General features: G+C 35.2%; 18 protein-coding genes. 10 read left to right on the top strand and 8 right to left on the bottom strand.

What is annotated here, in order from left to right; all coding sequences use genetic code 11:
• Positions 1-173 precede the first annotated feature (173 nt).
• From K6119_RS15645 to K6119_RS15630, 4 genes are all read left to right on the top strand, one after another.
• Positions 174-1580 (top strand): hypothetical protein, encoded by a 1407-nt coding sequence (locus K6119_RS15645; RefSeq protein ID WP_221833175.1) that lies wholly within the window; start codon positions 174-176, stop codon positions 1578-1580.
• A 2-nt stretch (positions 1581-1582) separates the two neighbouring features.
• Complete coding sequence (locus K6119_RS15640) at positions 1583-2482, top strand: hypothetical protein (protein WP_221833173.1); 900 nt, start codon at positions 1583-1585, stop codon at positions 2480-2482.
• A gap of 103 nt (positions 2483-2585) precedes the next feature.
• Positions 2586-2900 carry an SHOCT domain-containing protein gene (locus K6119_RS15635; RefSeq protein ID WP_221833171.1) on the top strand — a complete coding sequence of 105 codons (315 nt, stop codon included), beginning with the start codon at positions 2586-2588 and terminating at the stop codon, positions 2898-2900.
• 99 nt (positions 2901-2999) lie between these two features.
• Positions 3000-3395, top strand: a complete 396-nt coding sequence (locus K6119_RS15630; protein ID WP_221833169.1) for a DUF7793 family protein — start codon at positions 3000-3002, stop codon at positions 3393-3395.
• A gap of 96 nt (positions 3396-3491) precedes the next feature.
• Here K6119_RS15630 and K6119_RS15625 read toward each other — a convergent pair whose 3' ends face one another.
• From K6119_RS15625 to K6119_RS15600, 6 genes are all read right to left on the bottom strand, one after another.
• Complete coding sequence (locus K6119_RS15625; protein WP_221833168.1) at positions 3492-5453, bottom strand: tetratricopeptide repeat protein; 1962 nt, start codon at positions 5451-5453, stop codon at positions 3492-3494.
• Positions 5454-5635: 182 nt separating this feature from the next.
• Positions 5636-7708, bottom strand: a complete 2073-nt coding sequence (locus K6119_RS15620) for a SpoIIE family protein phosphatase (RefSeq protein ID WP_221833165.1) — start codon at positions 7706-7708, stop codon at positions 5636-5638.
• 212 nt (positions 7709-7920) lie between these two features.
• Complete coding sequence (locus K6119_RS15615; protein WP_221833163.1) at positions 7921-9216, bottom strand: hypothetical protein; 1296 nt, start codon at positions 9214-9216, stop codon at positions 7921-7923.
• 3 nt (positions 9217-9219) lie between these two features.
• Positions 9220-9870, bottom strand: a complete 651-nt coding sequence (locus tag K6119_RS15610) for a hypothetical protein (RefSeq protein ID WP_221833161.1) — start codon at positions 9868-9870, stop codon at positions 9220-9222.
• A gap of 201 nt (positions 9871-10071) precedes the next feature.
• Positions 10072-10731 (bottom strand): response regulator transcription factor, encoded by a 660-nt coding sequence (locus K6119_RS15605; RefSeq protein WP_221833159.1) that lies wholly within the window; start codon positions 10729-10731, stop codon positions 10072-10074.
• A 230-nt stretch (positions 10732-10961) separates the two neighbouring features.
• On the bottom strand, positions 10962-13397 hold the full coding sequence (locus K6119_RS15600) for an aminotransferase class I/II-fold pyridoxal phosphate-dependent enzyme (protein ID WP_221833158.1): 2436 nt from the start codon (positions 13395-13397) through the stop codon (positions 10962-10964).
• A gap of 185 nt (positions 13398-13582) precedes the next feature.
• On the opposite strand from K6119_RS15600, the gene K6119_RS15595 reads away from it, so the two are divergent.
• From K6119_RS15595 to K6119_RS15580, 4 genes are all read left to right on the top strand, one after another.
• A complete protein-coding gene (locus K6119_RS15595; RefSeq protein WP_221833156.1) occupies positions 13583-13972 on the top strand; it encodes a DUF7793 family protein in 390 nt (129 codons plus the stop codon).
• A 3-nt stretch (positions 13973-13975) separates the two neighbouring features.
• Positions 13976-15148, top strand: a complete 1173-nt coding sequence (locus K6119_RS15590; RefSeq protein ID WP_221833154.1) for a sensor histidine kinase — start codon at positions 13976-13978, stop codon at positions 15146-15148.
• A complete protein-coding gene (locus tag K6119_RS15585) occupies positions 15135-15809 on the top strand; it encodes a response regulator (protein ID WP_221833152.1) in 675 nt (224 codons plus the stop codon). The genes K6119_RS15590 and K6119_RS15585 overlap by 14 nt, the downstream gene beginning before the upstream one ends.
• Before the next feature lie 126 nt (positions 15810-15935).
• On the top strand, positions 15936-16430 hold the full coding sequence (locus K6119_RS15580) for a hypothetical protein (protein WP_221833151.1): 495 nt from the start codon (positions 15936-15938) through the stop codon (positions 16428-16430).
• On the opposite strand, the gene K6119_RS15575 is transcribed toward K6119_RS15580, so the two are convergent.
• Both K6119_RS15575 and K6119_RS15570 read right to left on the bottom strand, forming a co-directional pair.
• Positions 16420-16812, bottom strand: coding sequence for a hypothetical protein (locus tag K6119_RS15575; RefSeq protein ID WP_221833150.1), 393 nt, complete (start codon positions 16810-16812; stop codon positions 16420-16422). The genes K6119_RS15580 and K6119_RS15575 overlap by 11 nt on opposite strands.
• Before the next feature lie 2 nt (positions 16813-16814).
• The gene (locus K6119_RS15570) at positions 16815-19511 is read right to left on the bottom strand and encodes a T9SS type A sorting domain-containing protein (RefSeq protein ID WP_221833149.1); all 2697 of its coding nucleotides are present in this window, start codon (positions 19509-19511) and stop codon (positions 16815-16817) included.
• A gap of 246 nt (positions 19512-19757) precedes the next feature.
• Here K6119_RS15570 and K6119_RS15565 point away from each other — a divergent pair, with 246 nt between their 5' ends.
• Both K6119_RS15565 and K6119_RS15560 read left to right on the top strand, forming a co-directional pair.
• Positions 19758-20720, top strand: a complete 963-nt coding sequence (locus K6119_RS15565) for a hypothetical protein (RefSeq protein ID WP_221833148.1) — start codon at positions 19758-19760, stop codon at positions 20718-20720.
• 54 nt (positions 20721-20774) lie between these two features.
• Positions 20775-23879, top strand: a complete 3105-nt coding sequence (locus K6119_RS15560) for a ligand-binding sensor domain-containing protein (RefSeq protein ID WP_221833147.1) — start codon at positions 20775-20777, stop codon at positions 23877-23879.
• The last annotated feature ends 33 nt before the right edge of the window (positions 23880-23912 follow it).

The following is a 23912-nucleotide window of genomic DNA, read 5'->3' as shown; positions in this document are numbered from 1 at the left end:
CACTGTAAAAATACATCCAATGAACGGAATTAAATGTCATTTAGAAGAAGTTTGATACCCTTTAGAAGAAATTCAATGTACACCGGAAAAACTACAGAAAAATGAGTCATTCATAGTCTAGTTTTGGATTGAAAATAAAATCTATTAACACTAGAAATTAACTCAATCTAAAAATGATGAATAAACTGGATAAAATAAAAGGATTGACCAAGAAAAGCTGGTTAATTCTAGCAGTATCAATAATTACATTAACATCCAATGCGCAAACATATTACCTGTCAAAGGGAATCACTGTCGGATGCTATAATGCAAACCCATTAACTGATTTGACTAAAAAAATTGAATTGGTGAAGGACGATAAATCAGTAATATTTAAATACGGAAGTATCAATTGCACCAAAGAATACAAGGCATTGGAGATTTCTTTAGACAATGGAAATGTTGCTTATTTGGACAAGAAAGAAAAAAAAGGTCTGATTGTAATGTCTGACAACAGAGTTGCTTTAGTTGCTGAAAAGGACAGCAAATATCAAGTATTAGTTGGTGGACATTTAGACAAAAAAGAAGCCAAAGGAGTGAGTACAGAAACATTATCCGGAGAACTACAAAGTTCAATGGATAAATTTGATGCTTACATCAAAAAAGCTGAAGAAGAAGCCAAAGAAGCTGAAAAATTAGCCAATATCCTACCGATTCCAAACTTAAGTTTGACTGATGAGTGGGGATTTAGTGGATTATACTATTTGTCTGAGCTTTCAGGTTGTGCCGGTATCTCAAGCTATGCAGATACAAGAAACAAATATGTACAGGCTGTTTACATGCATCTTGACAAGAATGACAATTACAACTTAAAGGCATACTTCACAGAAACCGGATACGACAAGTTTTACTTTGACGGATCAAGAAGTTTTAAAGCTTTTAAAGCAGGGAATCTTAATCCTGTACACAGATTTTCTGGTGACAACATGAACAATGTAAATTTCTTCAAATACAAATCATTGACAAGACTTGAAGATGGATTATTCCTGGTTAATTATGGTGGATGGTTCAGAACCAAAGGAGGATGTTCAGAAGTAGTTTGGTCTGGAGAACAGGCAGCAGAAAAATACATTTTGTTAGGAAAAGACAAAGCAAGAATTGATGAGCTGATGCAAAAGCCTGAAGAAATCAAAAGATTGGCTGAAGAAGCTACAAGAGCAGAATGTTTACAGTCAGATGCTTTAGAGGCTGCAGAAAAACCAATGCCTTCACCAAGCAGCATGAATACCGCTAAATTAAGTAGTGAAGCGACTGCTGTTACATTAAAATGGGCTCAAGCAAGATGGGCTCAAGAGTTACAATATGTATTTGTAACAGGCAAAGAATGGAACATTCACAGAAATCAAATTACCGGAATTATTGTAGCCAGAGGTATTTGGTGTGTAGCAGTAATGAAAGAGAAAGATGGTACTTGCAAATGGGAAGAAGTATATGTTAAACAAGATTATGATGGTGCAAATTATGGAAGCACTTACTTTGGAAATGAAACCACGGTAATTGTTCCTGTTGATTGTACTACAGCAATGAAACACAAGAAATAATTATGAAAAATTTATTAGCATTTGTTGCATTTATTGCAATTAATATAACTCCTGTAAAAGCACAGGATATAAGTGGAACCTATTACGTTGGGGAGCCAAACTATGACGCAACTTTAGATCATCCCTGGAAACGTACATATGAAAGTGTAGATATAAAATATAACTCAGGCAATCAAACCATCTCATTGGTATATGACAAAGATCAAAGAGCAATGTCTGGATCTCCAACTGAGTATACTTTACAGGCTGTAAAAGATGGTAAAATTGTATTCTTCAAAATGGGAAATATTGGCCACCGTTCATTAGCCAATATGACACTTTTACAAATTGAACCAGGTATTTTTGTGGTAGATCCTGCAACAACAGTTAATACTACTTGTGGAGATTTAAAAAGACCTACAAAATCAAATGCCCCATCAAAAGGAGGTAAGGTATATCCGGTTGAGCCATTGGTGAGAGAGTTTATTTTAGGCAAGGACAAAGAACGAATCAAATACTTGTGTGAACACCCGGTTGAGTATCATGATTTAGTGGCAAAAGCAGTAGTATTGAGATGTAATTTAAGTTCAGATGCAGTTGCTGCAGACAAGCCAAAACCGGCAGAAGGTTTGACTGATTCAAGTTTGAAAACAGAGGTCAACACCCTGATTAAAAACTGGGCAGTTGCTAAAAAATGGCCTCAATCTGTATCAAGCTCATACATTTCTTCAAAAGAATGGACTGATATGATGTCAAACGGAAGAGTAATTGGAAGAGAAATTCATTGTGTGGTAATCATGAGTCAAAATGGTGTTTGTCAATGGAAAGAATTTCTAGTAAGACAAGACTATGTAAAAGGATCTTACGGTAAATCATACGTGTATGGTGAGTTACCAGGTGCGTATAAAACCGACTGTAAGTAGATGTAAGGATCATTTAATCCAGTTTAAACCCTAGGCCCTCTTTTGAATTTTCAGAAGAGGGCTTTTTATTTGATTCTTTTACTCGATTCAATATATTTACTTCATGAACACTATTTTACTTGGAATGATTGGTGGTGGCCAAGTGCTAGCCGTATTTTTACTTTTATTGTTAGGTGCAGGTGCCATTGTTTTAATTGTTGTATACGCTACCAAAAGCACCCCACAACCTACTAAACAAGTACAAAAACCTCAGGTAAAACCAAACATTCCTCCTAAAATCACGGAAACCAAACCCCTGGTAGAGAAAAAACAAATAGATCATGACACCATTGAAAAACTTGAGAAACTTAATGAGCTTAAGAACAAAGGTGCTTTAACAGAAGAAGAGTTTCAAGAACAAAAGAAACGCCTCTTATAGATTATTTTCTCCTGTTACAAAGACCATAAGCGTTCATTTGTCGATTATTGAACATTTGTAGGGATTATTTTGTTTAATTTTAACGTATAATCGTTACCAATGGAATTTCACATAGAAAATAAGAACTCGACAGTTTACGTTGATGAACATGGCATATTCACAATCAAATACAAAGTTGACTGCAAATTAGAAGTAGAAGACTTTAAAACAATCGTAGATATTTTTGCTGAATGGAGCCAGGGTGAAGCATGGAAAGTGTTGCATATATTTCCGAAAGGTGCTTCGGCTAGTGGAGAGGCCCGAAATTACGGTGCAAAAAGAAAAAAGAGATGTAGTGCTGAGGCATTTGTAATTGAAGGAACCATTCAAAGAAATTTATTTAGATTATACAGAAAATTCAGAACTGCTGATTACCCTATGCGCGAATTTTCCTCAGTTGACGAAGCCAGAATTTGGATTAATCCGATTCCTTTGGAAGTGATTGAAGAGGCATAATTATATCCGCACGCTAATTACCCTTCGACATGCTGCGCCACCGCTAAAGCTTTTGCGACACGCGGTCAGGACAAACCGCTTAAATTGATGTTCGAATTATATTCTCACACCAATTACGCAAATATCATCTAACTGCTCTAAATCTCCTTTCCAATCTTCAAAGACTTTGTCTACCTTTTCTTTTTGCTTTTGCATTGATTCTTTTGCAATAGATAGAAATAGCTTTTTAAGGTTGGATGCTTTGAATTTTTTACCCTTTGGTCCACCAAACTGATCTGCAAAACCATCAGAAAACAAGTAAAACTGATCTCCCTTTTTCAACTTAATTTCTTGCGTTTCAAAAGGCTGTGGATAATCAAACTTACCTATTGGCTGCTTGTTTGGTTTATACTCCTCAATTTCAACTTCCCCTTCTCTTATAACCCATAAAGGATTATTGGCTCCGGCAAATTTTAAAATTGCTTCACCATCTGGATTATTCTCATTTTCAAGTGACACCAATGCGATATCCATTCCATCCTTTACATCTTCCTGATTTCTGGAAAGTTCTTTGATGACAATTTCTCTGGTTTGATCTAGAATTAAACCTGGCTCATACAAACTATGCTCTCTGATGCTTCTATTTAAAGCATTATTACAAACCACTGAAACCATTGCTCCCGGCACCCCATGACCGGTACAATCTGCAGCAGCCAAAAGAACTTTATTTTGATCAGGATTTTCAACTACCTGCATCCAATAAAAATCTCCCGCAACAATATCCTTTGGTTTGTACAACACAAAACTTTCTTCTAGATGATTTTCAAATAAACTGTCAGAGGGTAAAATGGCGTACTGAATGCGTTTGGCATAGTTGATACTATCTGTTATCTCTTGCTGTTTCTCGGCAATTTCATCATGCGCAGCCTTAAGCTGCTTGTTTTTTTCTTTCTCCAATTCAGCCAATTGCTCGGCTTTTTCGGCAGCAAAATTGGATTCCTGTAACTTTAATTTATGATTGGTTTCAGAACTGGATACCTCATCTTTTAAGGCCAGATATTTTTCTAAATTATCAAATGCTTCAGCCACATTACCCAATTCTCTGTATGCCTTATACATCAAATGATGCGCTCTCATTTGTTTTGGTTTGGCATCATTCAAGACGCTCAATTCTTGCGCTCTTTTTATTAATTCTAATGCTTCAGATGGTTTGTTATGCGCCAATTTAAATTCGGCATATTCTAGCAAAGTTGTATTTACCCCTCTTTTATTTTTTAGGTTGATGCGGATATCATAAGCTTCATTGAACTTTTGCTCAGCTTCTTTATTTCTTCCGGTTCTAAAGTAAAGCACACCCAAATCATTGATGGCCCTGCTTAAACCTTCTTCATTATAATTCTCTGTAAAACCTTTTATTGCTTCATTGAGCATCATTTCTGCCTCATCATATCTAGCCAATTCTATAAGTGCACTACTTAAAGCAGGTTTGGTTCTATTTTGCCCAAATAAATGATCCAACTTTTCAAAAATATGCAAGGCTTTTTCAAAATATTCAACCGCATTTTGGTGGTCAGATATATCAAAATACATAATACCCATCATGAAATATGCCCAGCCTCTAAATGATACAGTACCGTCTACCTGAACTTTTAAACCATCTAATCTCTCTGCTTCTTTAACCGCTAAAATGGCATAGTGAAAAGCAGTGTCATAATTCCCAATTGAAAGGGCTCCAAAAGTGCGCATAAAATAAGCAGTGATTCTACCTCTATCACTGTCTAATTTCTCAAAAAGTTCTACTGCTTTAGCCGTATAATCCTGCATTTGTTTAAGATCATACTCTCTCCATAACTTGTAAGCGTAAGCCATGGTGATGTGAGCTTCACCAAGTGGATAATCTATTTCTTTGAGGAAATCAATGCCTTGTTGAACTCTTTTCTCGTAATCGCCTCCAATGTGGATATCGATTTCGGTCATGCAATAATCAATGATTAAATCAACTTTCTCAAAATAAGAAGTGGCTTTATCGAGGGCATTATCTAAAGCAATTTCGTGTTCCATGGCGAGCTTAGAAACCATAAGATAGTAAAATAGATGTTAGATGGTAGTTTTTAGACTTTGGATTTTAGACCTTAGACTTTAGACTTTAGACGATTGATAGGAATTTATATGCGAACTCCTATTACCCTTCGACAGGCTGCGCCACCGCTAAAGCTTTTGCGACACGCGGTCAGGGTAAACTGCTTATATAGATGTTCGAATTATATTCTCACACCTATAACGCAAACGTCATCTAGCTGCTCTAAACTTGACTTCCAGCTTTCAAAGGCTTCGTCAATTAACTGCTTTTGTTTTTGAGGTGATTCTTTTGCTACGGACAGCAACAGTTCCTTAAAGTTGGATGCCTTGAATTTTTTACCTTTTGGTCCACCAAATTGATCAATAAAGCCATCTGAAAAAAGGTAGATTTGGTCTCCACTTTCAACTGTTATTTCATGCGTTGTAAAGGACTTTGCATGATCAAATTTTCCAATTGGTTGCTTGTCTGCCTTTACCTCAATAATTTCATTACTTCCCCTTTTGATTATCCAAAGCGGATTATGCGCACCCGAATATTTTAGGACAGAATGAGAATGAGAAGCGGAATGAGGTTGAGAATGAGAAGCAGTTTGAGAATGAGTACTAGAATGTGAATTAGTGTCATCTTCATTCTCATTCTTCGTGTTGAGTGTTAGCGAAACAAGAGCTATATCCATTCCATCCTTCACCTCATCTGTAGATTTTTGGAATTCTGAAATAACCAATTCTCTTGTTTGATCCAATATTTTTCCGGGATCGGTTAACTTGTACTCCCTAACCGACCTGTTAAGCGCATTGTTGCAGATTACAGATACCATTGCTCCAGGTACTCCGTGTCCTGTACAATCTGCTGCAGCAATTAGCACACCTCCTGATTCAGGGATCGGTTCAATCCAGTAAAAATCTCCTGCAACAATGTCTTTTGGTTTATATAAGATGAAGGAGTTTGGCAACAATTCACTGATTGTTTTTTCGGATGGTAAAATGGCTGTTTGAATGCGTTTTGCGTATTGAATTGAATCCAAAATCTCCGTATTTTTTTCATCTACCAGCATTTTTTGCTCTTCAACCTCGCGTTTTTGCTTACTGATGATTTCATTGTCTTGTTTTTTTCGTCGATATCCACGATATGCCATTAACAAGACTACTGCTAGCAAACCCATTCCGCCGTAAAGAATATATCTTCTTTGTGCCTCAACGGCCAATTCTTTTTGATGTTCCGCTTCTTTTAATTCTTCCTCTCTCAAGTAATTGAGTGAATCTGCCAAACGCATCTCCTTATATTCAAAACTAACAGCATTTCTAAAAGCCGCATTTTTCATTTCCTCTGAATGGAAATCGCGGAAATATCTGTAGGCTGAATCAAGGTATACGAAAGCTTCTTTATCCCTTCCTTTTTTGTGTAAAACAGCACTGTAAGTTTCATTAAAGCCATAAATTATCTGACTTGTTACATTCTTAATAGTTTGTGCTTTTTTACCAAAATACAAAGCCGAATCAATTTGATTTTGTCCATACTTTATTTCCATTTGTACTTGATAATACCTTCTAATAGAGGTTGAATCTGCAAGAATTAAAGCTTGTTCAAATGCTTTTTTAGAATAATAATCAGCACTATCAAGATTCTTTTTATTCAGATGCGTTCTGGTTAATCCAGAATAAACCGTTGACTTTGAATCATCTGTTTCGGCTAAGGGTAATGCTTTATATAGATAAATAAGTGAACTGTCATTTTCAAAATCAACTGCGTAAAATTGAGCTACATTGGCGTATAAAAATGCCAGGTCAACAGTTGCATTGTGTTTTTCATAAATTTCTATTGATTGCTTGTAACAATCTAATGCTTTAGGGTCTTTTAATTCAACCAGTAAACCACCATAGTTACCCAAATCCATAGCTCTTTCAATATCAAAGCCATTTTTTAAATTATAATCAATTGAAGTAGTATAACTTTCAATGGCTTCAAGGTATTCTCCTTTTACATGGTGGATAAAACCCAAAAAACCGTCAACTCTTGCTAAGCCATATTTATAGTTTGAACTTAAAGACCATTTTTTGGCATTTTGAATGAGTGTTTGAGCCGAATCAAGATCAAAAAAGTAGACGCGATTTGCAATTTCAATAGCAGCATCTGCGCGCAAACTATCATGATTTGAATGATTGTTGTATACTGCCGCTAATTCATCATTTGACTTTGGTTGTCCAAAGCCATAGAAAGAGATTAAAATGAGTGATATTGCGAAAATTTTTCCCAAGCCGGCAAGATAGTGAATTAGATTTTAGCTGCTAGACATTAGCTATTAGATTTTAGCCTTTTACGGCCGGGGTGAAGGCGATAGCTGCCATTTGATAAAAATTATTTACAAATACATTTGAACCGCAGTGGCGCTATGCAAACTCGCGGTTCAAAAAAGTATTTGTAATTTTTAGAAAAGGGCACTAAAGCCGGAGAACCGAAATAGCCGCCCTATACTTTTTGCACATTAAAATTTGACAAATTCCATGGCTCCGCAGGTCTGTCACCCCAGTCATAAGTTTCTCTGGTTTTCTTAGCAAAGGCACCGGCACCAAAAACACTATCAAAAAATGAAATGAAACGATCAACATCTTTATGTCTTTCAGGATTCACCATTAGATTACCTTTCCACTGTCTTTCAACCTCGGTGATAGTTTCCTGATTAAGATAATTACCGGGCTTGCACTGTGGATAGATCACATTGATCATTGTTTCAAACCACAATTGCGAGTCGTCAATTTGATAATTCTCTACTTTCCATTTAAATGTTTCGTGCTGAAAAATATCGTAGAAATCCATTCCGAAATTCTCCTTAAATATTTGCAACCTGGCCTTAATTTGACCCGGATAAATATCTTTTGTTCTTTGAATATCAGGCCATGGATTTGCCATTGCATCCCAAGGAAAAATCTTATCGGCAAAGCTCATGTGAGCGTATGACCAGGTTGCCAACAATCCCATTATGCGTTCCCAGGCGTCTAAAATGCCGTCCCATTTTGCAATGTCCGGTGTGTGCTTATGATCTATTTTTTGTTCAGCCAAGCTCACTTGTAGAGAATCTGGCACTTCAAACTTAGCCTGTGAAGCTAAATTGTCAAACGAAGCTAATTTTTCGTTGTTTTTAGCAATATCATAAGGACTTATACGACAAGCTTCAGCCCATCCTTGACTATAAATCAATCCGTCTCTTACCACTGTTGAACCTTCCATGGCTTTATCCAAACCACGTTCCATTTGCACCCTTAAAAAGGTTGGCAGATTTACACCCGACTCTCCATAATCTATCAACTCCTGAATAGCTTTGATAATTACGTCATTTTTATTGAGTACGTCAATTTCATTTTGAGCAACTTCTAGCGCTGTTTTGTCTTTGGCGTGCTTTTCAGCCTCTGCCATTTGATCATCTTTGGCTCTGTTTAACTCAACAATTGCATTTTTAAGCGCGTCTACAGAGGTTTTGAGCATGGCGGCATCATCATAATCCTCTGCATTTCCTTGTTCAGATTTTGCTGCATTTGACAATACTTCTCCATATGCATTTGAAAAAGTCATTTGTAATCCTTCAGAAGTAATTTTACCGGAATAAGCTCCAATATCAGATTCTTCTTGCCCCAACTGTTCCATTCGTTGCAGAGCAGCCATCATTTTTTCCATTGCTTCGCCAGTATATCCTTTTTCCTGACAATCTTTCGCCATGTTTCTGAACGGATCTAACATGGGATTTAAATACATATCATCTATTGGCATGGCTTACAAGGTTTTGTATTCGTTCATTCTTTTTTGCAATACCTCATCCGGCAGTGGTATTTTTCTGCGGTGTCTGAATTCCCAAACTAAATCAGGATTGAATTTCCAGCCTTGTTGCCAATTCTGAGCATTATCTTCCAACAGTTGAACATTTTCTTTAATCAGCCTAATTTCTTCTTGAATAGAATAATCAATATCTGATTGATATTTTTCTGCTCCTTCAATTGTTTTAAGCATTTGTAAAGTTTCCAATCTTGGAATAATATCGCTGTAAAAATGATCGATCATCAAATCAACTGAGATAAGAATCATTGCTTCATGTTCAGCTTCTGTGGCAATTTGCGCCACTTCTATATCTGTAGAAGCATTTCCAATTCTCTCTAATGTGAACTTTGGTCCTAATGCTCTTACAGTTTCCTGTAATTCTTCAAAGTGTTTAAGCCTAGCTGTTTCTTTGTCTATAACCAAGGCGATTGCATTTTTAATGTTGAGATCGCCGATTTTGTCTTTGAATTCAATTAACTCATTACATGAATTCATAGCCTCAAATAAAGCTTTTTCAGATTGATAGCTATTGGGATAAAGCGGATTACCTTCCCAACGATCCATACGTGCTTTATAATAGGCTTTATAGTCTACTAAAAGTTGATCCATATTGATTTTTTTGCTGAATGAGAGTTTGAGAAATGGGTTGATTTTTTAAATGTCAACGGCGTTGACAACAAACTGTCATTCAAATTGATAAATAGGGTTTATAACGATTTCTAATTTAGAAATTTTTTAGCAAAAAAGGCGCGGAGACCCGTAATTAAACACAAGGTCTCCGCGCTGCTTACTATGCATGAAAATTTTAGATTATAAATCTATGAGGCCATTTTTCACGGCGTACATTACTATTCCGCTTGAATTTTTGGCTCCTATTTTTTTAAGAATATTAGATCTAATGCCTTCCACTGTTCTAGTTCCGCGGTGAATCATTGTAGCAATTTCACTGGTTCTGTACTCTTGACAAATCAATTTGATAACTGTAATTTCTGTATCAGTTAGTGTATTTGATTTGTTATTGAAAGTTGGTGACAGCCTTCCATTGCTCAAGAGATTTGAAATAATAAGGCTAGATGTACCATCATTCATGTAATATCCTGTATTCATCAAACTTTGAATAGCCAATTCAATTTCATTGATGTCTTGATCTTTTGTAATGTAGCCATTAGCTCCATTTTCAATAGCACTGATAATAAACTCTTCTTCGTTATACATGGAGATGAAGAGGATTTTAATATCCGGATGTCTAAGTCCTAACTCTCTTGCTGTTTTTGTTCCGTTTAAAACGGGCATGCGATAATCTAAAAGAGCTACATCAATTTTATTTTCATCAAGTTGATCAAGAAATTCCTGACCATTTTCAGCTTCAACAATCACCTGCATACCGTCTAGTTCATTCAATAATTGAATGAGTCCGTGACGAAAAAGAGTTTGGTCTTCAGCTATTCCTATTTTAATTTCCTGGGTCATTTAATTGCCTTCCGCTAATTTCTAGTATTAAACACTTACAAATAAATAATTGGTTATCAGAAAGCTATATTAGAAATAGATAATTTCCAAACAATTTCAACTAAAAATTAAGTAGCTAGTTCAGAATCTCAGTTTTAATCAGGGATAGCGAATAATATTTTTTTATAAAAAAAGTACTTTCCGCAATATCAATTAATAATCAATCATCCCAAATAAATACGTAAAAATACTTATGCCCTTTCTTCCAACTTTTGATACGCAGTGTTGAATGCCAAAGACTCCATTTTATAATTGTCGTTTTGTTGGACATAAGCACAAACGAGATGTGACTTCGCTCCAAATTTCTTTTTCTCCACACCTGCACAGAATCCGAAATCAAGATGATCGTAGTTTAATTCATTTGCTCGAAGAATAAATTGATAAATAGCTTGTCTATAGACGCCAAATTCAATATTCAAGTCATAATCAATTCCAACCAAACCACCTACATAATCACTTTTACCTTTATAGGCAAAAACAACTCCAGCAGTTATGTAGTTTGGAATACCAATTCCTTTATTAACATCAACCTTTAATCTTATAATATCCCACTCATCATGATTGGCCATATTCTTAAACAAACTAAAAGGCAATTTATACGTATTGATTTCAAGGCCTTTTGCATGAACATTTGAGTAAAGTTGATACAAGTGGAACAATTCACTTTCCTCCAAATTTTCAGGAATGTCAATCTTATAAAACTTCATGAATCTTCGAACATTCTGCTTGAAGTGCTTTTTGGATCTTTTAGACAGTATCTCCAAAAACTCTCCGTCTTGCCAATTAGAAAGATCCAATTTATAAGACAATGGCATATTTATCTTAAAATAACCATTGTCCAACATTATATCATCCATTTGAGAGTCATTAGCCGGCAAATCCCTTATAATCAAGGTCTCCAATTCCATTTCTGACTTTAGTTGGTTAATATGATTAATAAATTGCTTTAATGCGACTTTCCATAGGTCATGTTGTTTATTCAAATAGATATGATCTCCTTCAGTAATTAGGCTTCCAACACATAAGAATTTGGAAGTACCATAATAGGGATCAAGCAATCTTATTTTTTCAAGCTCTTCACTTATTTCAAGTGATGCCAACATGTCATCTTTATATATTCCTGTTGTGTAAAATGAACTGAGTATAACTTTACCTTTTGTATCAGAAATGATAACATAGTTAAAATCCCAGTTTTCTTCTTTTAATTTATTATTTGCAAACGACTTTTCTAATAAGCTCAGATTTCCCCAATCTAACATACCTCGAGTTCCTAATGTAGAGTTCCAAATATCCTTATCAATTTCTATTATACTCTTAAAAACATTGACCTGAAATTTTTCGGTATTTAGTTTTAAAACAGTGTTTTTCACATTTTTCCTTTTTATTCTGAAATCTTTATAAATACTTTCAAGGTCATAGTTATTTTCGATTAAAGATTGATAAAAATGGAATGCCAAATCTTCTACCATTCTTTTGATTTGAGCCTTACTGTGCAATCTGGTAATAGTGAATCTGACTCCTGAATTTTTAATCGGAACTGCAGGAAAAATCCCCACATTCAAGAAATGCCCTGAATCTTTCATCTTTTGCACAAGGTCATATGCTAATTTTGGTATACCTACACCAATAAAAAAAACTGGTGTGCTTTCATTTGAGAGGTTCGGTAAATTTTGCTCTTTAAGTAGTTGATTGGTGAATTTGATTTTTTCCTTAAGCTCCTTCTGATATGTCAATATATCTTCTGACAAGTGAATTTTCGCAACTTCAATGGCTGCTCCCAAATTAGCCGGTTGAAGAGGACCTGACGTTATCATTGGTCCACCACAATTCCTTACTCTATCCGCCATTTCTTGATTTGGAAAAATTAATGCTCCCCCTCCTGTAGCAAAAGCTTTTGCAAACGAGGTGGCTACAACCATCCTATCATGATGATGAATTTGTGACAAAACATAACCCTGACCTCTTTCTCCAAAGCAACTCATTCCATGCGCGTCATCAATATATAAATGAAATTTTGGATATTTTTCAAGAAGAGCGTGAATTTCATCAAGAGGTGCAAAATCACCGAACATTGAATAAATCCCATCTGCCATATACCAAATATGTTGATGTTTTTCAGATAACTCTATAATCCTCGTTTCAAGTTTCTCCATATTATTATGTCTCAACATTTCAACATGAGTTCCCTCTGATTTTATAAGCTTTACTGCGGTTTGAACAGAACTATGTACTTGATGATCCAGGATGACAGCATCCTTTTTATCCACTAAAATTGGAATTGCAGCTATATGACCTAAAGTTGTTGTAGGAGTAACTACTACCGGATGCCTAAACAAATTGGATAACAATTCCTCTAGTTTTTCGTAAAGATTAACTGATAAATAAGCCCTTGAACAAGAAAATTGGGATCCATAATTATCCAATGCATTTTTTGCTCCGTCTGTTACCCTATTCTCAAATTCCAACCCCAGGTAACTGCATGATCCAAAATTGACAACTTTTTGATTATCAATAGATATTACGTTGTTTTCAATTTTGTTTGGCCCTGTGTAAAGGTGAGCAATTTTTTTTTGCTTGATGATGTTAATAATATTATTAACTGACTCGATTGTTGTAGATGTGTTCATATTGATGTGAATAATAATTTGGTGTAATTTGTCACATCAAAATTCCCATTCCCGCTCGACAAAAACATCAGTAGAAAAATTGAATTTCGTCAAGGAAATATACGTTTATAAACTTAAGTATTATCACCTAAAACTTATTAAATCAAACTTCTTGATTAAATTAGGGTCAACCGAAGTAGAATCTCATGACTGAAAACAGGACATTCGAAAATGAAAATATCAGGCTTGAAATAAGGGGCGATATTGTGTTCGGTTGGTACAAGGGCGGAATGTTTGATCTTGATATGGCTAAAGATGCCGTTAAAAAGAGAAAAGAGTTTACCAACTATCAACGAGTAAGAATGATTGCGTCTGAATCAGGGTTTAAGGGATTTACAAGGGAGGCCAGACAATACCTTTCTTCAGATGAAGGACAAGAGGGACTTATTGCTGGAGCAATTGTTACTAAATCAGTATTCGCTTCTCATCTGGCAAATATTTTTATTAAAATCTCATTCGTCAAATCGAATATTCCAATTAGGATGTTTACCAATGAGGAAGAAGCTATAAAGTGGTTGAGAGAGCAAAAAGAATAGATAATGTCTTCAGATCAAATAGATGAAATAAGTAAATTATTGGTAGAATATTCTGCAGGTAACTACGATTACAAAGGCCCCATTTCAGACGACCTCAATGAGCTGGACATGATCATCAGTGGGATCAACATATTAGGTGAAGAATTAGAATCCGCCAATGTTTCTCGAGATTATTTCAGTAGCATTTTTAATGCAGTGACTGATCTGGTGATGATATTGGATGAAGAAGGACGTTTAACTGATATTAATATTGCGGTTGAACTGACGCTAGGTATTTCCATTGAAAATTCTTCTTATCTATTTGATGACTTTATTCAAGAAGAGAACATTTTTAAAAAAATCAAAAGCCAACTAGAAGCAGGAGAAAATGGTGTTTTAATAGAAACAGTAGTTAAAGGCAAAAGAAAGAATATAATCGGTCAGCTTACCTGCTCAAAAATTTTAGACAGGTATGACCATTTCAAAGGATATCTAGTTTCAATCAAAGATATTACTGAACAAAAAGAGCGTGAAAACCTCATTTTAAAAACCATTTTCCAGACTCAGCAAGCTGAACATAAAAGAATTGCAGATGATCTTCATGATTCTCTCGGACAAGAGCTATCAATGACAAAATTGATGATCAGTAATCTCAAAAAACAAATTGACAATCCTGAGAAATCGCAGGAAATTATGGCCACTTGTATGGAAATTCTTGATGGTTCAATAAAACATTTAAGAGAAATTTCGTTTAACTTAATGCCAAGCGTTTTAACGCGCGGTGGGTTGAACATGGCCATAGCAGATATGGTTGGCAAATTAAAAGTTCATGACAATTTAGAAGTTATCTTCTCAAAAAATGATGAAGTCAAACGCTTTGAAGGTGATCTGGAAATCGTGATATACAGAATTGCTCAAGAGTTTGTTAACAACATGATAAAACATGCAAATGCCACAAAACTTTGGATTGAACTAAATTTGATAGACAATGGAAAAAAAGTAAGCCTACTATTAAAAGATAATGGTGTAGGTTTTGACACAGCAAAGCTTGATGTTATAAGAGAAAACAGAGGATATAATAATCTTAAAACAAAAGTGAAAGCATTTAATGGTGAATTAATTATTGAAAGTAAAATAGGAAAAGGAACTTCTACCCATGTGATTTTCCCTGTAATCCAATCTAATGAAGAAGTTTAGAATTTTAATTGTAGATGATCATAAATTGGTACGAAATGGTATCAAATACACAATTGAAAATGGTCGATTCCAAGGAAGGATTGACAAGATAGATGAAGCTATCAATGGTGATGATGCCATTACTTTGTGTAAGGTAAACAACTACGATATTATCTTTATGGACATCAATATGCCTGACAGAGACGGCATAAGTGTAACACAGGAAATACTCAAACTAGATAAGTTTACTAAAATAGTGGCCATATCAATGTACAATGAAGAGTATGAAATACGCAGTATGATCAACGCAGGTGCGGTGGGTTATCTGCTAAAAAATGCCGGAACTGAAATCCTTGATGAAGCCATTGACACCATAATTAATGGAGGACATTATTACAGCAATGAAGTTGCCATTAAATTGATGAATCCATACAATGAGTCCAAGTTTCAAAAAGAAAAGCAATTACGAAGTTCAGTAAGTCAGGATCATGATATTTTAACTAAACGAGAAAAAGAAGTTTTAGCATTGATTGCTTCTGAAATGACCAATGAAGAAATTGCTGGTGAATTAAACGTCAGTAAGCGTACAATTGACTCTCATAGACAAAACATTATCAGTAAATTACAAGTTAAAAATACAGCTGGTCTTATAAAATACGCTTTCAAAATCGGCTTGATTTAATCGGTTAAAACACCTATCATTTTTTTAGTCAAAATCAGATTTAATCCTGATTGAATTGTACAAAATATTGTCCAAATTGCCTGTCCTTACAAACAACTACAATTTAAATAACCTCAGACTATTTTTATGAAAACAAAAATTTACATACTTGAAGACAAACTAGGAAATGGTAAACCAAGACACATTAAAAGTTTAATCGCCAACATTCAACAAAATTACGAAGGTGTAAAATCTACTTTTGCTCCTACAGATTTAAGAGGGGACACAATTCATCTTCTAACTATAAACAGAGTGAAAATTGGATTTATATCACATGAAAATCCGCAGCATACAGTTCAAAGCTTACTTTCCTATTTTGAAAACAAAGGATGCCATGCCATTTTCGCAACTTCGGTAAACAAAAATGAACTCAATAATACTGTAGCCAATTTAGTGGTGAACGGAATTGCTGATTCAGTTTTTTTAAAGAGTATTTGGACCTCAGAATTGAATGTTGAACTTCTATTTGAATATGAAATCAGTCAATTAATGGAAATAGTAGACTTGCATTTAGAAGCTTATGGTACACCATTAAACAACACCAAAAGCAACGACATGATTCAATCAGATTTTAGAGCTTAAACTCAAAAGGCTCTTTTTCCGTTGTATCAAAATCCTGTCTATAAGGAATAATAAAAGACTTTATAGTTTCTACCTCAATAAATGAAAGATGGCACACTCTAATAGTTTTATTATCCTTAATCAATTCCACTTTAAAGATTCCTTCTTTTAAAAGCATTTGGTCTTTAATCATTCTAAATTTTGCTACATCAAAGGGGACATCCTTAAATTCCACATCAATAGTAAAAGCTGTTTCGCCATTTTGCTTTACTTCATAATAAGCTTTCTCAAAAGCCTTATCCTCATCTGTTGTAAAATCACCTTTATTTTCAACTCCAACTGTTGTTTGACCAAACAGTAACAATCCACTGCAAAGGAATAATATGCTAAATAATGCTTTCATTTTTACGACTTAATAAATTTATTCATTTGAACTAAGCCTGTTTGATCCTGGTATCTTAACATGTAAACACCATTTTCTAAATCAAGCAAATCAATCTCTAACAATTGAGAATGTTCTATGTCAATATTTATCACTTTAACCACAACACCTCTTGCATCCAAAACTTCTAATTTTCCTGAAATATGGTGCTCACCGTTAATTTCAACCATTAACTTCTCAGTGGCCGGATTTGGCCAAATATCTACCACTCCATTCCCGGTCACTTCCCTATTCAATACAATCGTTTCGGTAACCGCGGCTTGTCCATTATAGTCAACTTGTTCCAATTTATAATACACCTTACCATGTCGGATTTCTCTATCCGAGAATTGATATTGATGTTCAGCCACTGTTGTTCCAGCCCCTCCTATTTCTCCAATTTTCTCAAAATCCATTCCATTATAGGATCTCAAAACATTAAAATGATCATTGTCTGTTTCTGTTTTGGTTACCCAACTTAATTGATTTGCATCCGGCAAAGTCATTCCTACAAAATCTACCAATGTTACAGGAAGAATACCATAAGCTGTCCAGTTTGAAACTGTAAAATCACAAACATCCCCTCCATAACCATCAACCATTAATACATAGGTCTGTCCAACAGTTAATCCTGTTGCGGTTACTGTACCACTTGTAGCAGTACTTGGGTTCCAACAATTAGACATTGATGTAAAACCAGTACAACACCCATTTACGTCCTGTGTAACATCATAAACCTCTGCTTGAATCCCGGATGTGCATCCTGTCACACTCACAAAGTCAAAAGTTGCAGTTGACGAAGTGGCCACAAACTCATACCATGAATTATTTTCAATTGATCCACAAAATAGTGATGATAGATTTGCGGGCTCATCATCAGTATAAGTTCCTGAAGTATTGGCTGAGAAACTTCCTGCGCCTGGTGTAAGTAATGCCGGAGCCATACAGTAATCTTGTGTTGCAGGAGTTCCGCATGCCCCTGTTTCCATAATACAGATATCAAAATCAGTAGTTTGTCCCGCCGTACTTGTCCAAGAATAAACTCTTACATAATAAGTGTTCCCAATTGTCAATCCGGTTATTGAACTTGAATTTGGATCACTACATGAAATTGCTGTACCAATTGAATTACAGGTACCTGAATAAACACTGTGATACAAATCGGTTGTACTTCCACTCACATTTGTCAAACTTACAATTGCCGTATTTGATGTTGCCACAAATGAATACCAAACATCATCATCTGCTGTCCCTCCACAATCATTGGTTTGTGAAGATTGTGTTGCCCCTCCAATTGTACCTGAAGTGTAATTACAAGTTGTTGTAGACATTGTTACCGGCTCTGCCCCTGTACAATCATCATTAGGTGGTGGCGGTGGCGGTGTTCCAATACAAATATCAAAATCTGTAACCTGACCAGCTGTACTTGTCCATGAAAAAACTCTTACATAATATGTATTTCCAATTGTTAAACCAGACACAGTACTGCTGTTTGGATCACTACATACCAAAGCAGATCCTATACTATTACAGTTGTTAATATCGTACACACTGTGATATAAATCAGTTGTACTTCCGGATACATTTAACAAATCAATATACTGAGTTGTACTTGTTGCGGTAAAAGAAAACCAAACATCATCATCTGCTGTTCCACCACAATCATTTGTTTGTGAAGATTGTGTGGCACCACCAATGGTTCCTGCTGTTGTAGATCCACAATTATCGTCTGGATTCACTGGTAAAGAAATAGCACCAGTGCAGTCATCATTAGGTGGAGGCGGCGGTGGCGTTCCAATACAAATATCAAAATCAGTTGTTTGACCTGTAGTACTGGTCCATGAATAAACTCTTACATAATAAGTGTTTCCAACAGTTAAACCAGATACAGTGCTACTATTGGGATCACTACAAGAAATAGGTGATCCAATTGAACCACAGGTTCCTGAATAAACACTGTGATATAAATCCGTCGTACTCCCTGAAACATTAAGTAAATCAATATACTGAGTTGTACTTGTTGCTGTAAATGAAAACCATACATCATCATCTGCTGTTCCACTGCATCCGCTTGCTTGTGAAGATGCGGTTGCACTCTCAATTGTTCCTGCAGTTGTCGTTCCACAGTTATCATCCGGATTAACAGTAAGAGGTGTGGCTCCTGTACAATCATCATTCGCTGGAGGGCCTGCAGGTTCAGTAGCACATATACCAAATGTTCCATTATTATTGTTTCCATACTCCCACACTCTGATATAAAGAGTAGAACCCGGAGTTTGACCGGTAACTGTTAACAAGGGCATCAATCCATTTGTACTTCCGTCATCATTACAGGATAAAAGATTCAATGAATTACAGTTGTTACCACTATATGCTGCAGCTCCACCATCAGTCATAACACCTTGAATAAAATCAATTGTTACTTGTCCTCCTGCAGGAACTGTAACCGTAAACCAAACGTCACCTCCAGAGTAACTGGCACAACCCGGAGCTGTAACACCTGAAGTTGCCGTGGCATTGGCATTTGTATAAGTTGAATATGAACAACTTGTTCCTACAGTTAACGGAATTGCATTACATGGATCATCATTGGATGGCTGCGCAAGACCTTGATTTACAAAAAGTAAAAAAGCCAAAAAGGCAATTCCCTTTCCAAATACGTTGTTTATTATAGCTTTCATTGAGGTATGAATTGCTGCAAGTTAAATATTTTTTAACTAAAAATAATCGGAGTGTTAAATTTTATTTGGATTCACTCGGTGTTAAAACCTAATTATCAATACCTAAGAATAATATGAGTGTCGGGGTTTTATCAATTCATATTAATTTAATTATATTTAGTGCTGTTCAAATTCCAAAAGGGGAAGGAAAGAATACAATGAATAACAATGGCCTGATATTTGAATTGAAGGCAATAAAGTTTACTCATGAAAAGTTTATTATTTACCGCATTTATTGGAGTTATCATCACATTTAATGGGTTTTCGCAAGCTGTTCCGGCTACTGAAGAAAACATTCCTTATTTAGTCACTTTTGGAAATAAAGGGGACAAGTCATGGGGGGATGATGATTTTTCACAAACTTTCTTTTTTGTCATTCCAAAAACGCATAAAGATCCTGTTTATATCAGAGTTTATGATCCGGGCGTTGGCGGAACCATAGATGAAAAGAAAGGAGAATGGAACACCAAAACTAAATTTAGTGTTTACGGTGGTAAAGGCTGTGTTACAGAAAAGGATGCAAGAGCATCTAACCCTATTGGTAATTATAAAAGTGGAAATCTATTAGCAACTAAAACATTTGGTGATGGATATGATCAAAAATGGTACACATTTGGGCCTTTTAATCCAACTTCTGGAGAATTGACATCAAAATATGGCGGTTATGTTTTCAAAGTAATCGCTGAAGGTATATCGGGAGATGATGGAAATTTGTACAAATATTTTCTGAGTACTTCAAAAACATCAAATGTTGAAATTGAAGGAGGAAATGCATTTACTTTTGAGTATACTTTTAGAATGCATGATGATCCAAAAGAAGTTTCACACGTATATCCTTATATCGATAGTGAAGTAATTTCTGTAAAACAAGGGAATTTTGATTGGGACAATGATGGAGAAATGAAAATTATCACAAACACTAGATTTGCCATTCATTTAGATAAATCCGGAGATGGTAATTGGAAAAATAGCGAGCACGAAATTAAAGAAAGTGAAAAGGAATCGTCTTTTGATGTGCAGTTTCATAAGCACAAAGGCAAACCGGCTAAAAACAATAATGTAAGTTTTTACATTACTAACCAGTATAACGAAACACTACCGTTTTACACAATTCCGATTGGAGGAGTACCCAAACCACCCACTTCAATAAAGCTGACGCCCAACAAATAAATGACCAAAATCCATCTAACATTATTAGTCTTTTTCTTAGTACTAATTAAGCCTTTGTCTGCACAGACATTTAGGTTTAATCAGTATACAACGGAGGATGGAATTTCTCAGAACTTTATTTATTCAATTAACCAGGACCCCAAAGGATACTTGTGGGTAGGTACAGGAGAAGGCTTATGCAAGTTTGACGGTAAACGATTTGAAACTTACACACTCAAAGATGGATTGGCAGAAGAAGTAATCACTTGTTCATTTACAGATGAATCTTTCAATCAGTGGTTTGGACATGTTGGAGGCGCCATTTCAAAATACGACAATGAAAGCTTCACTTCAATAATTGGTAAAGACACTCTTCAAAGTCAAATCAATGATATTCATGGCGTAAACAATGAAATATATGGTGTTGGTCAAAATGATGGTTTATTTAAAATTGTTGATGGAAGTATTGTAAAAATTGGAGACTTTGACCTCAGCATGTTCAGCTCCATTCAATGTGTTGATGAAAACAATATATTGGTAGGAACTGCTGACGGACTTGGACATTTAGTTAAAAACAATCAAAAGTGGGAACTCAAAAAGCTATACAAAGAAGGCAGCTGGATCACGGACATTTCACCCTCAAAAACTCAAGGTGTTTATTTACTTTCTCTACAAGAAGGTGAGATATTCAAAACAAGATTAAATCAGGGTATATTACAATTTCAAACATGGGATAGCGAATATGACTTAAGTGAATTTCAAATTCAAACGATCATTGAGGATAATCAAATGAACATTTGGTTAGGCACCAATGGAAATGGGCTAATCAAATTACATGCAGATACACTAGGAAACTCTGAATTTGAGGTAACTGAATACAATACTTCAACCGGAATGTCAAGTGATTATGTTCATTCAGTATTTCAAGACAGAGAAGGAAATATTTGGGTGGGAACTTTTGGACAAGGATTAAGCAACCTTATAGATGATTTCTTTACTTTTTATGAACACGATCCTTCAAAATTTGGCAACAGTGTTTCATCAATTTGGGTGGATGAGGATAATAAATGGTACGGAGTTGAAAATGGATTAATTAGAATCAACAGTGAATTAGATTCAGGATGGACTTTTTACAATAGTAGCAACGGATTTATAAATGCCAATGTAACAAGTTTGTATCAGATTGATTCTGTTTTATGGATTGGTACGGCGACAAAAGGAGTTTATTACTTCGACCTGAGAACCAATAAAATGGCAAAATTGAGTTGGGATTATGGAAGTTTGCAAAATAGGGTCAATCAAATTACCGGAGACAAATACAATGTTTGGATTGCTACTGAAGGAGGGTTGATCTTATATTATCCTGAAAATGGATCAACCTCACTTTTTGATACTGAATCCGGACTTGCCCACAACTCAATTCAAACTGTAATTAAGTCTAGAGATGGAGCAATTTGGATGGGAACACATAGTCGTTATGTTTACGCTATTCAGAACATGGAACTCACCCAATTTGAATTGACAAATGCGGGTGAATTAGAGGTAATTGACATAGCTGAAAGCAAAAATGGAGACATTTGGATTGCTACTTCTGAAAACGGAATATTTAGAAAAACAAAAGATGAACTTTCTCATTATAGCATGAATGAAGGTTTAAAATCTAATTATTGTTATGCCATAGCTGAAGATGCTAACGGATATGTTTGGATAGGTCATAGAGGTGGATTAAGTAAGCTAAATGTAAAAACAGGAAAAGTTGATATTTATGACCATAAATCAGGAATAGACGATCAAATAAATAATAGAGCCACATTTACTGATAAAAGAGGTTATTTGTGGTTTGGAACTGATGGAGGAGCTATCAAATACGACCCCTCAAAAGACCGAAGAAAAGCAGTTCCCCCGGTTATAAATTTACTTAAGGTAACCATTGGTGACAAGGTATATTCTATTAAGGAGAATATAACCTTACCTTATGACAATTACCGAGTAGTTTTTGATTTTGTGGGAATAAGTTTCAAAAACCCGGACAAAGTAAAATACCAATATAAATTGGTGGGATATGACGAAGTGTTTTCAAACTTTTCAAAAGAAGCTACCGCAACATATGGTAGACTTGCAGATGGTGAATACACTTTTGAAGTTATTGCCTGTAATGAAGATGGATTATGTTCAGAAGAGCCGGCGAGAATATCCATCACTATTGCAAAACCATTTTGGAAAAAAGTATGGTTCTACTTAATTGTAATAGTAGCCATGATAGTACTGATGATACTTATTGTACGAATCAGAACAAAAAGGCTACAGGCAAATCAAATCTATTTAGAAGAGCAGCTCGCTATTAAGACCAAAGAGGTAGTTGAAAAAGCATCAATTATTCAAGAAATTAATAAGGATTTGACTGCTAGTATTAATTATGCTAAGCGTATTCAGTCATCTATTTTACCTCATACTGAATACTTTTTAGAACTTTTCCCTTACTCATTTATCTACTTTAAGCCTAGGGATATTGTTAGTGGTGATTTTTACTTTATCAGAGAGTATGATGACCGAATTATCATTGCTTGTGTGGATTGTACAGGACATGGAGTTCCTGGAGGATTTATGAGTATGATTGGATCCACAACTTTGCGTAATATCTACAAATTGATGGAAACATCACAATCATGGTTAACACCTGATGAAGTGTTAGATATACTGGATGAAGAAGTACAAAAAATCCTTCATCAAAAGGAAAGTGGAATAAATGATGAAGATGAATTCTTCAAATCAAGAGATGGAATGGACATGACCTTAATTGAAATTAACCTTTCTACTTACGAAGTTTTATTATCATCAGCCAAACGTCATTCTATTATAAGACAAGATGGAAAAGTTAGCTTTATTTCAGGAGATAAAAGACCAATCGGTGGGGGTGAAATTGATCAAAAAGACTTTAGTTTACAACGTTTTCAAATGAAAAAAGGAGATGCCTTATTCTTATTCTCTGATGGGTATCCAGATCAATTTGGAGGAGAAGACGGAAGAAAATTAAAACTAATGAGTGTTAAGGAGTATATTGAAGATTTGAGTGGAGAAAATCCGGAAGATTACGGTGAAATAATGAAAAACAAATTCGAAAACTGGAAAGGTGATCATGAGCAAATTGATGACGTACTTATGATAGGAATAGTGTTTTAATTTCACTTTAAATGCTTAAATTTTCATTTCCAA

Origin of the sequence: Paracrocinitomix mangrovi, from assembly GCF_019740355.2 — a bacterium.
GTDB classification, from domain to species: Bacteria; Bacteroidota; Bacteroidia; order Flavobacteriales_D; family Crocinitomicaceae; genus Paracrocinitomix; species Paracrocinitomix mangrovi.
This window is presented reverse-complemented; position numbering and strand designations above follow the sequence as displayed.

Bases quoted from the DNA above. Each gene is read 5' to 3' on its own strand.
- K6119_RS15635 (WP_221833171.1), top strand. From the start codon at position 2,586: ATGAACACTATTTTACTTGGAATGATTGGTGGTGGCCAAGTGCTAGCC.
- K6119_RS15575 (WP_221833150.1), bottom strand. From the start codon at position 16,812: ATGAAAGCATTATTTAGCATATTATTCCTTTGCAGTGGATTGTTACTG.
- K6119_RS15570 (WP_221833149.1), bottom strand. From the start codon at position 19,511: ATGAAAGCTATAATAAACAACGTATTTGGAAAGGGAATTGCCTTTTTG.
- K6119_RS15605 (WP_221833159.1), bottom strand. From the start codon at position 10,731: ATGACCCAGGAAATTAAAATAGGAATAGCTGAAGACCAAACTCTTTTT.
- K6119_RS15630 (WP_221833169.1), top strand. From the start codon at position 3,000: ATGGAATTTCACATAGAAAATAAGAACTCGACAGTTTACGTTGATGAA.
- K6119_RS15615 (WP_221833163.1), bottom strand. From the start codon at position 9,216: ATGCCAATAGATGATATGTATTTAAATCCCATGTTAGATCCGTTCAGA.
- K6119_RS15640 (WP_221833173.1), top strand. From the start codon at position 1,583: ATGAAAAATTTATTAGCATTTGTTGCATTTATTGCAATTAATATAACT.
- K6119_RS15580 (WP_221833151.1), top strand. From the start codon at position 15,936: ATGAAAACAAAAATTTACATACTTGAAGACAAACTAGGAAATGGTAAA.
- K6119_RS15590 (WP_221833154.1), top strand. From the start codon at position 13,976: ATGTCTTCAGATCAAATAGATGAAATAAGTAAATTATTGGTAGAATAT.
- K6119_RS15625 (WP_221833168.1), bottom strand. From the start codon at position 5,453: ATGGTTTCTAAGCTCGCCATGGAACACGAAATTGCTTTAGATAATGCC.
- K6119_RS15600 (WP_221833158.1), bottom strand. From the start codon at position 13,397: ATGAACACATCTACAACAATCGAGTCAGTTAATAATATTATTAACATC.
- K6119_RS15585 (WP_221833152.1), top strand. From the start codon at position 15,135: ATGAAGAAGTTTAGAATTTTAATTGTAGATGATCATAAATTGGTACGA.
- K6119_RS15595 (WP_221833156.1), top strand. From the start codon at position 13,583: ATGACTGAAAACAGGACATTCGAAAATGAAAATATCAGGCTTGAAATA.
- K6119_RS15645 (WP_221833175.1), top strand. From the start codon at position 174: ATGATGAATAAACTGGATAAAATAAAAGGATTGACCAAGAAAAGCTGG.
- K6119_RS15565 (WP_221833148.1), top strand. From the start codon at position 19,758: ATGAAAAGTTTATTATTTACCGCATTTATTGGAGTTATCATCACATTT.
- K6119_RS15610 (WP_221833161.1), bottom strand. From the start codon at position 9,870: ATGGATCAACTTTTAGTAGACTATAAAGCCTATTATAAAGCACGTATG.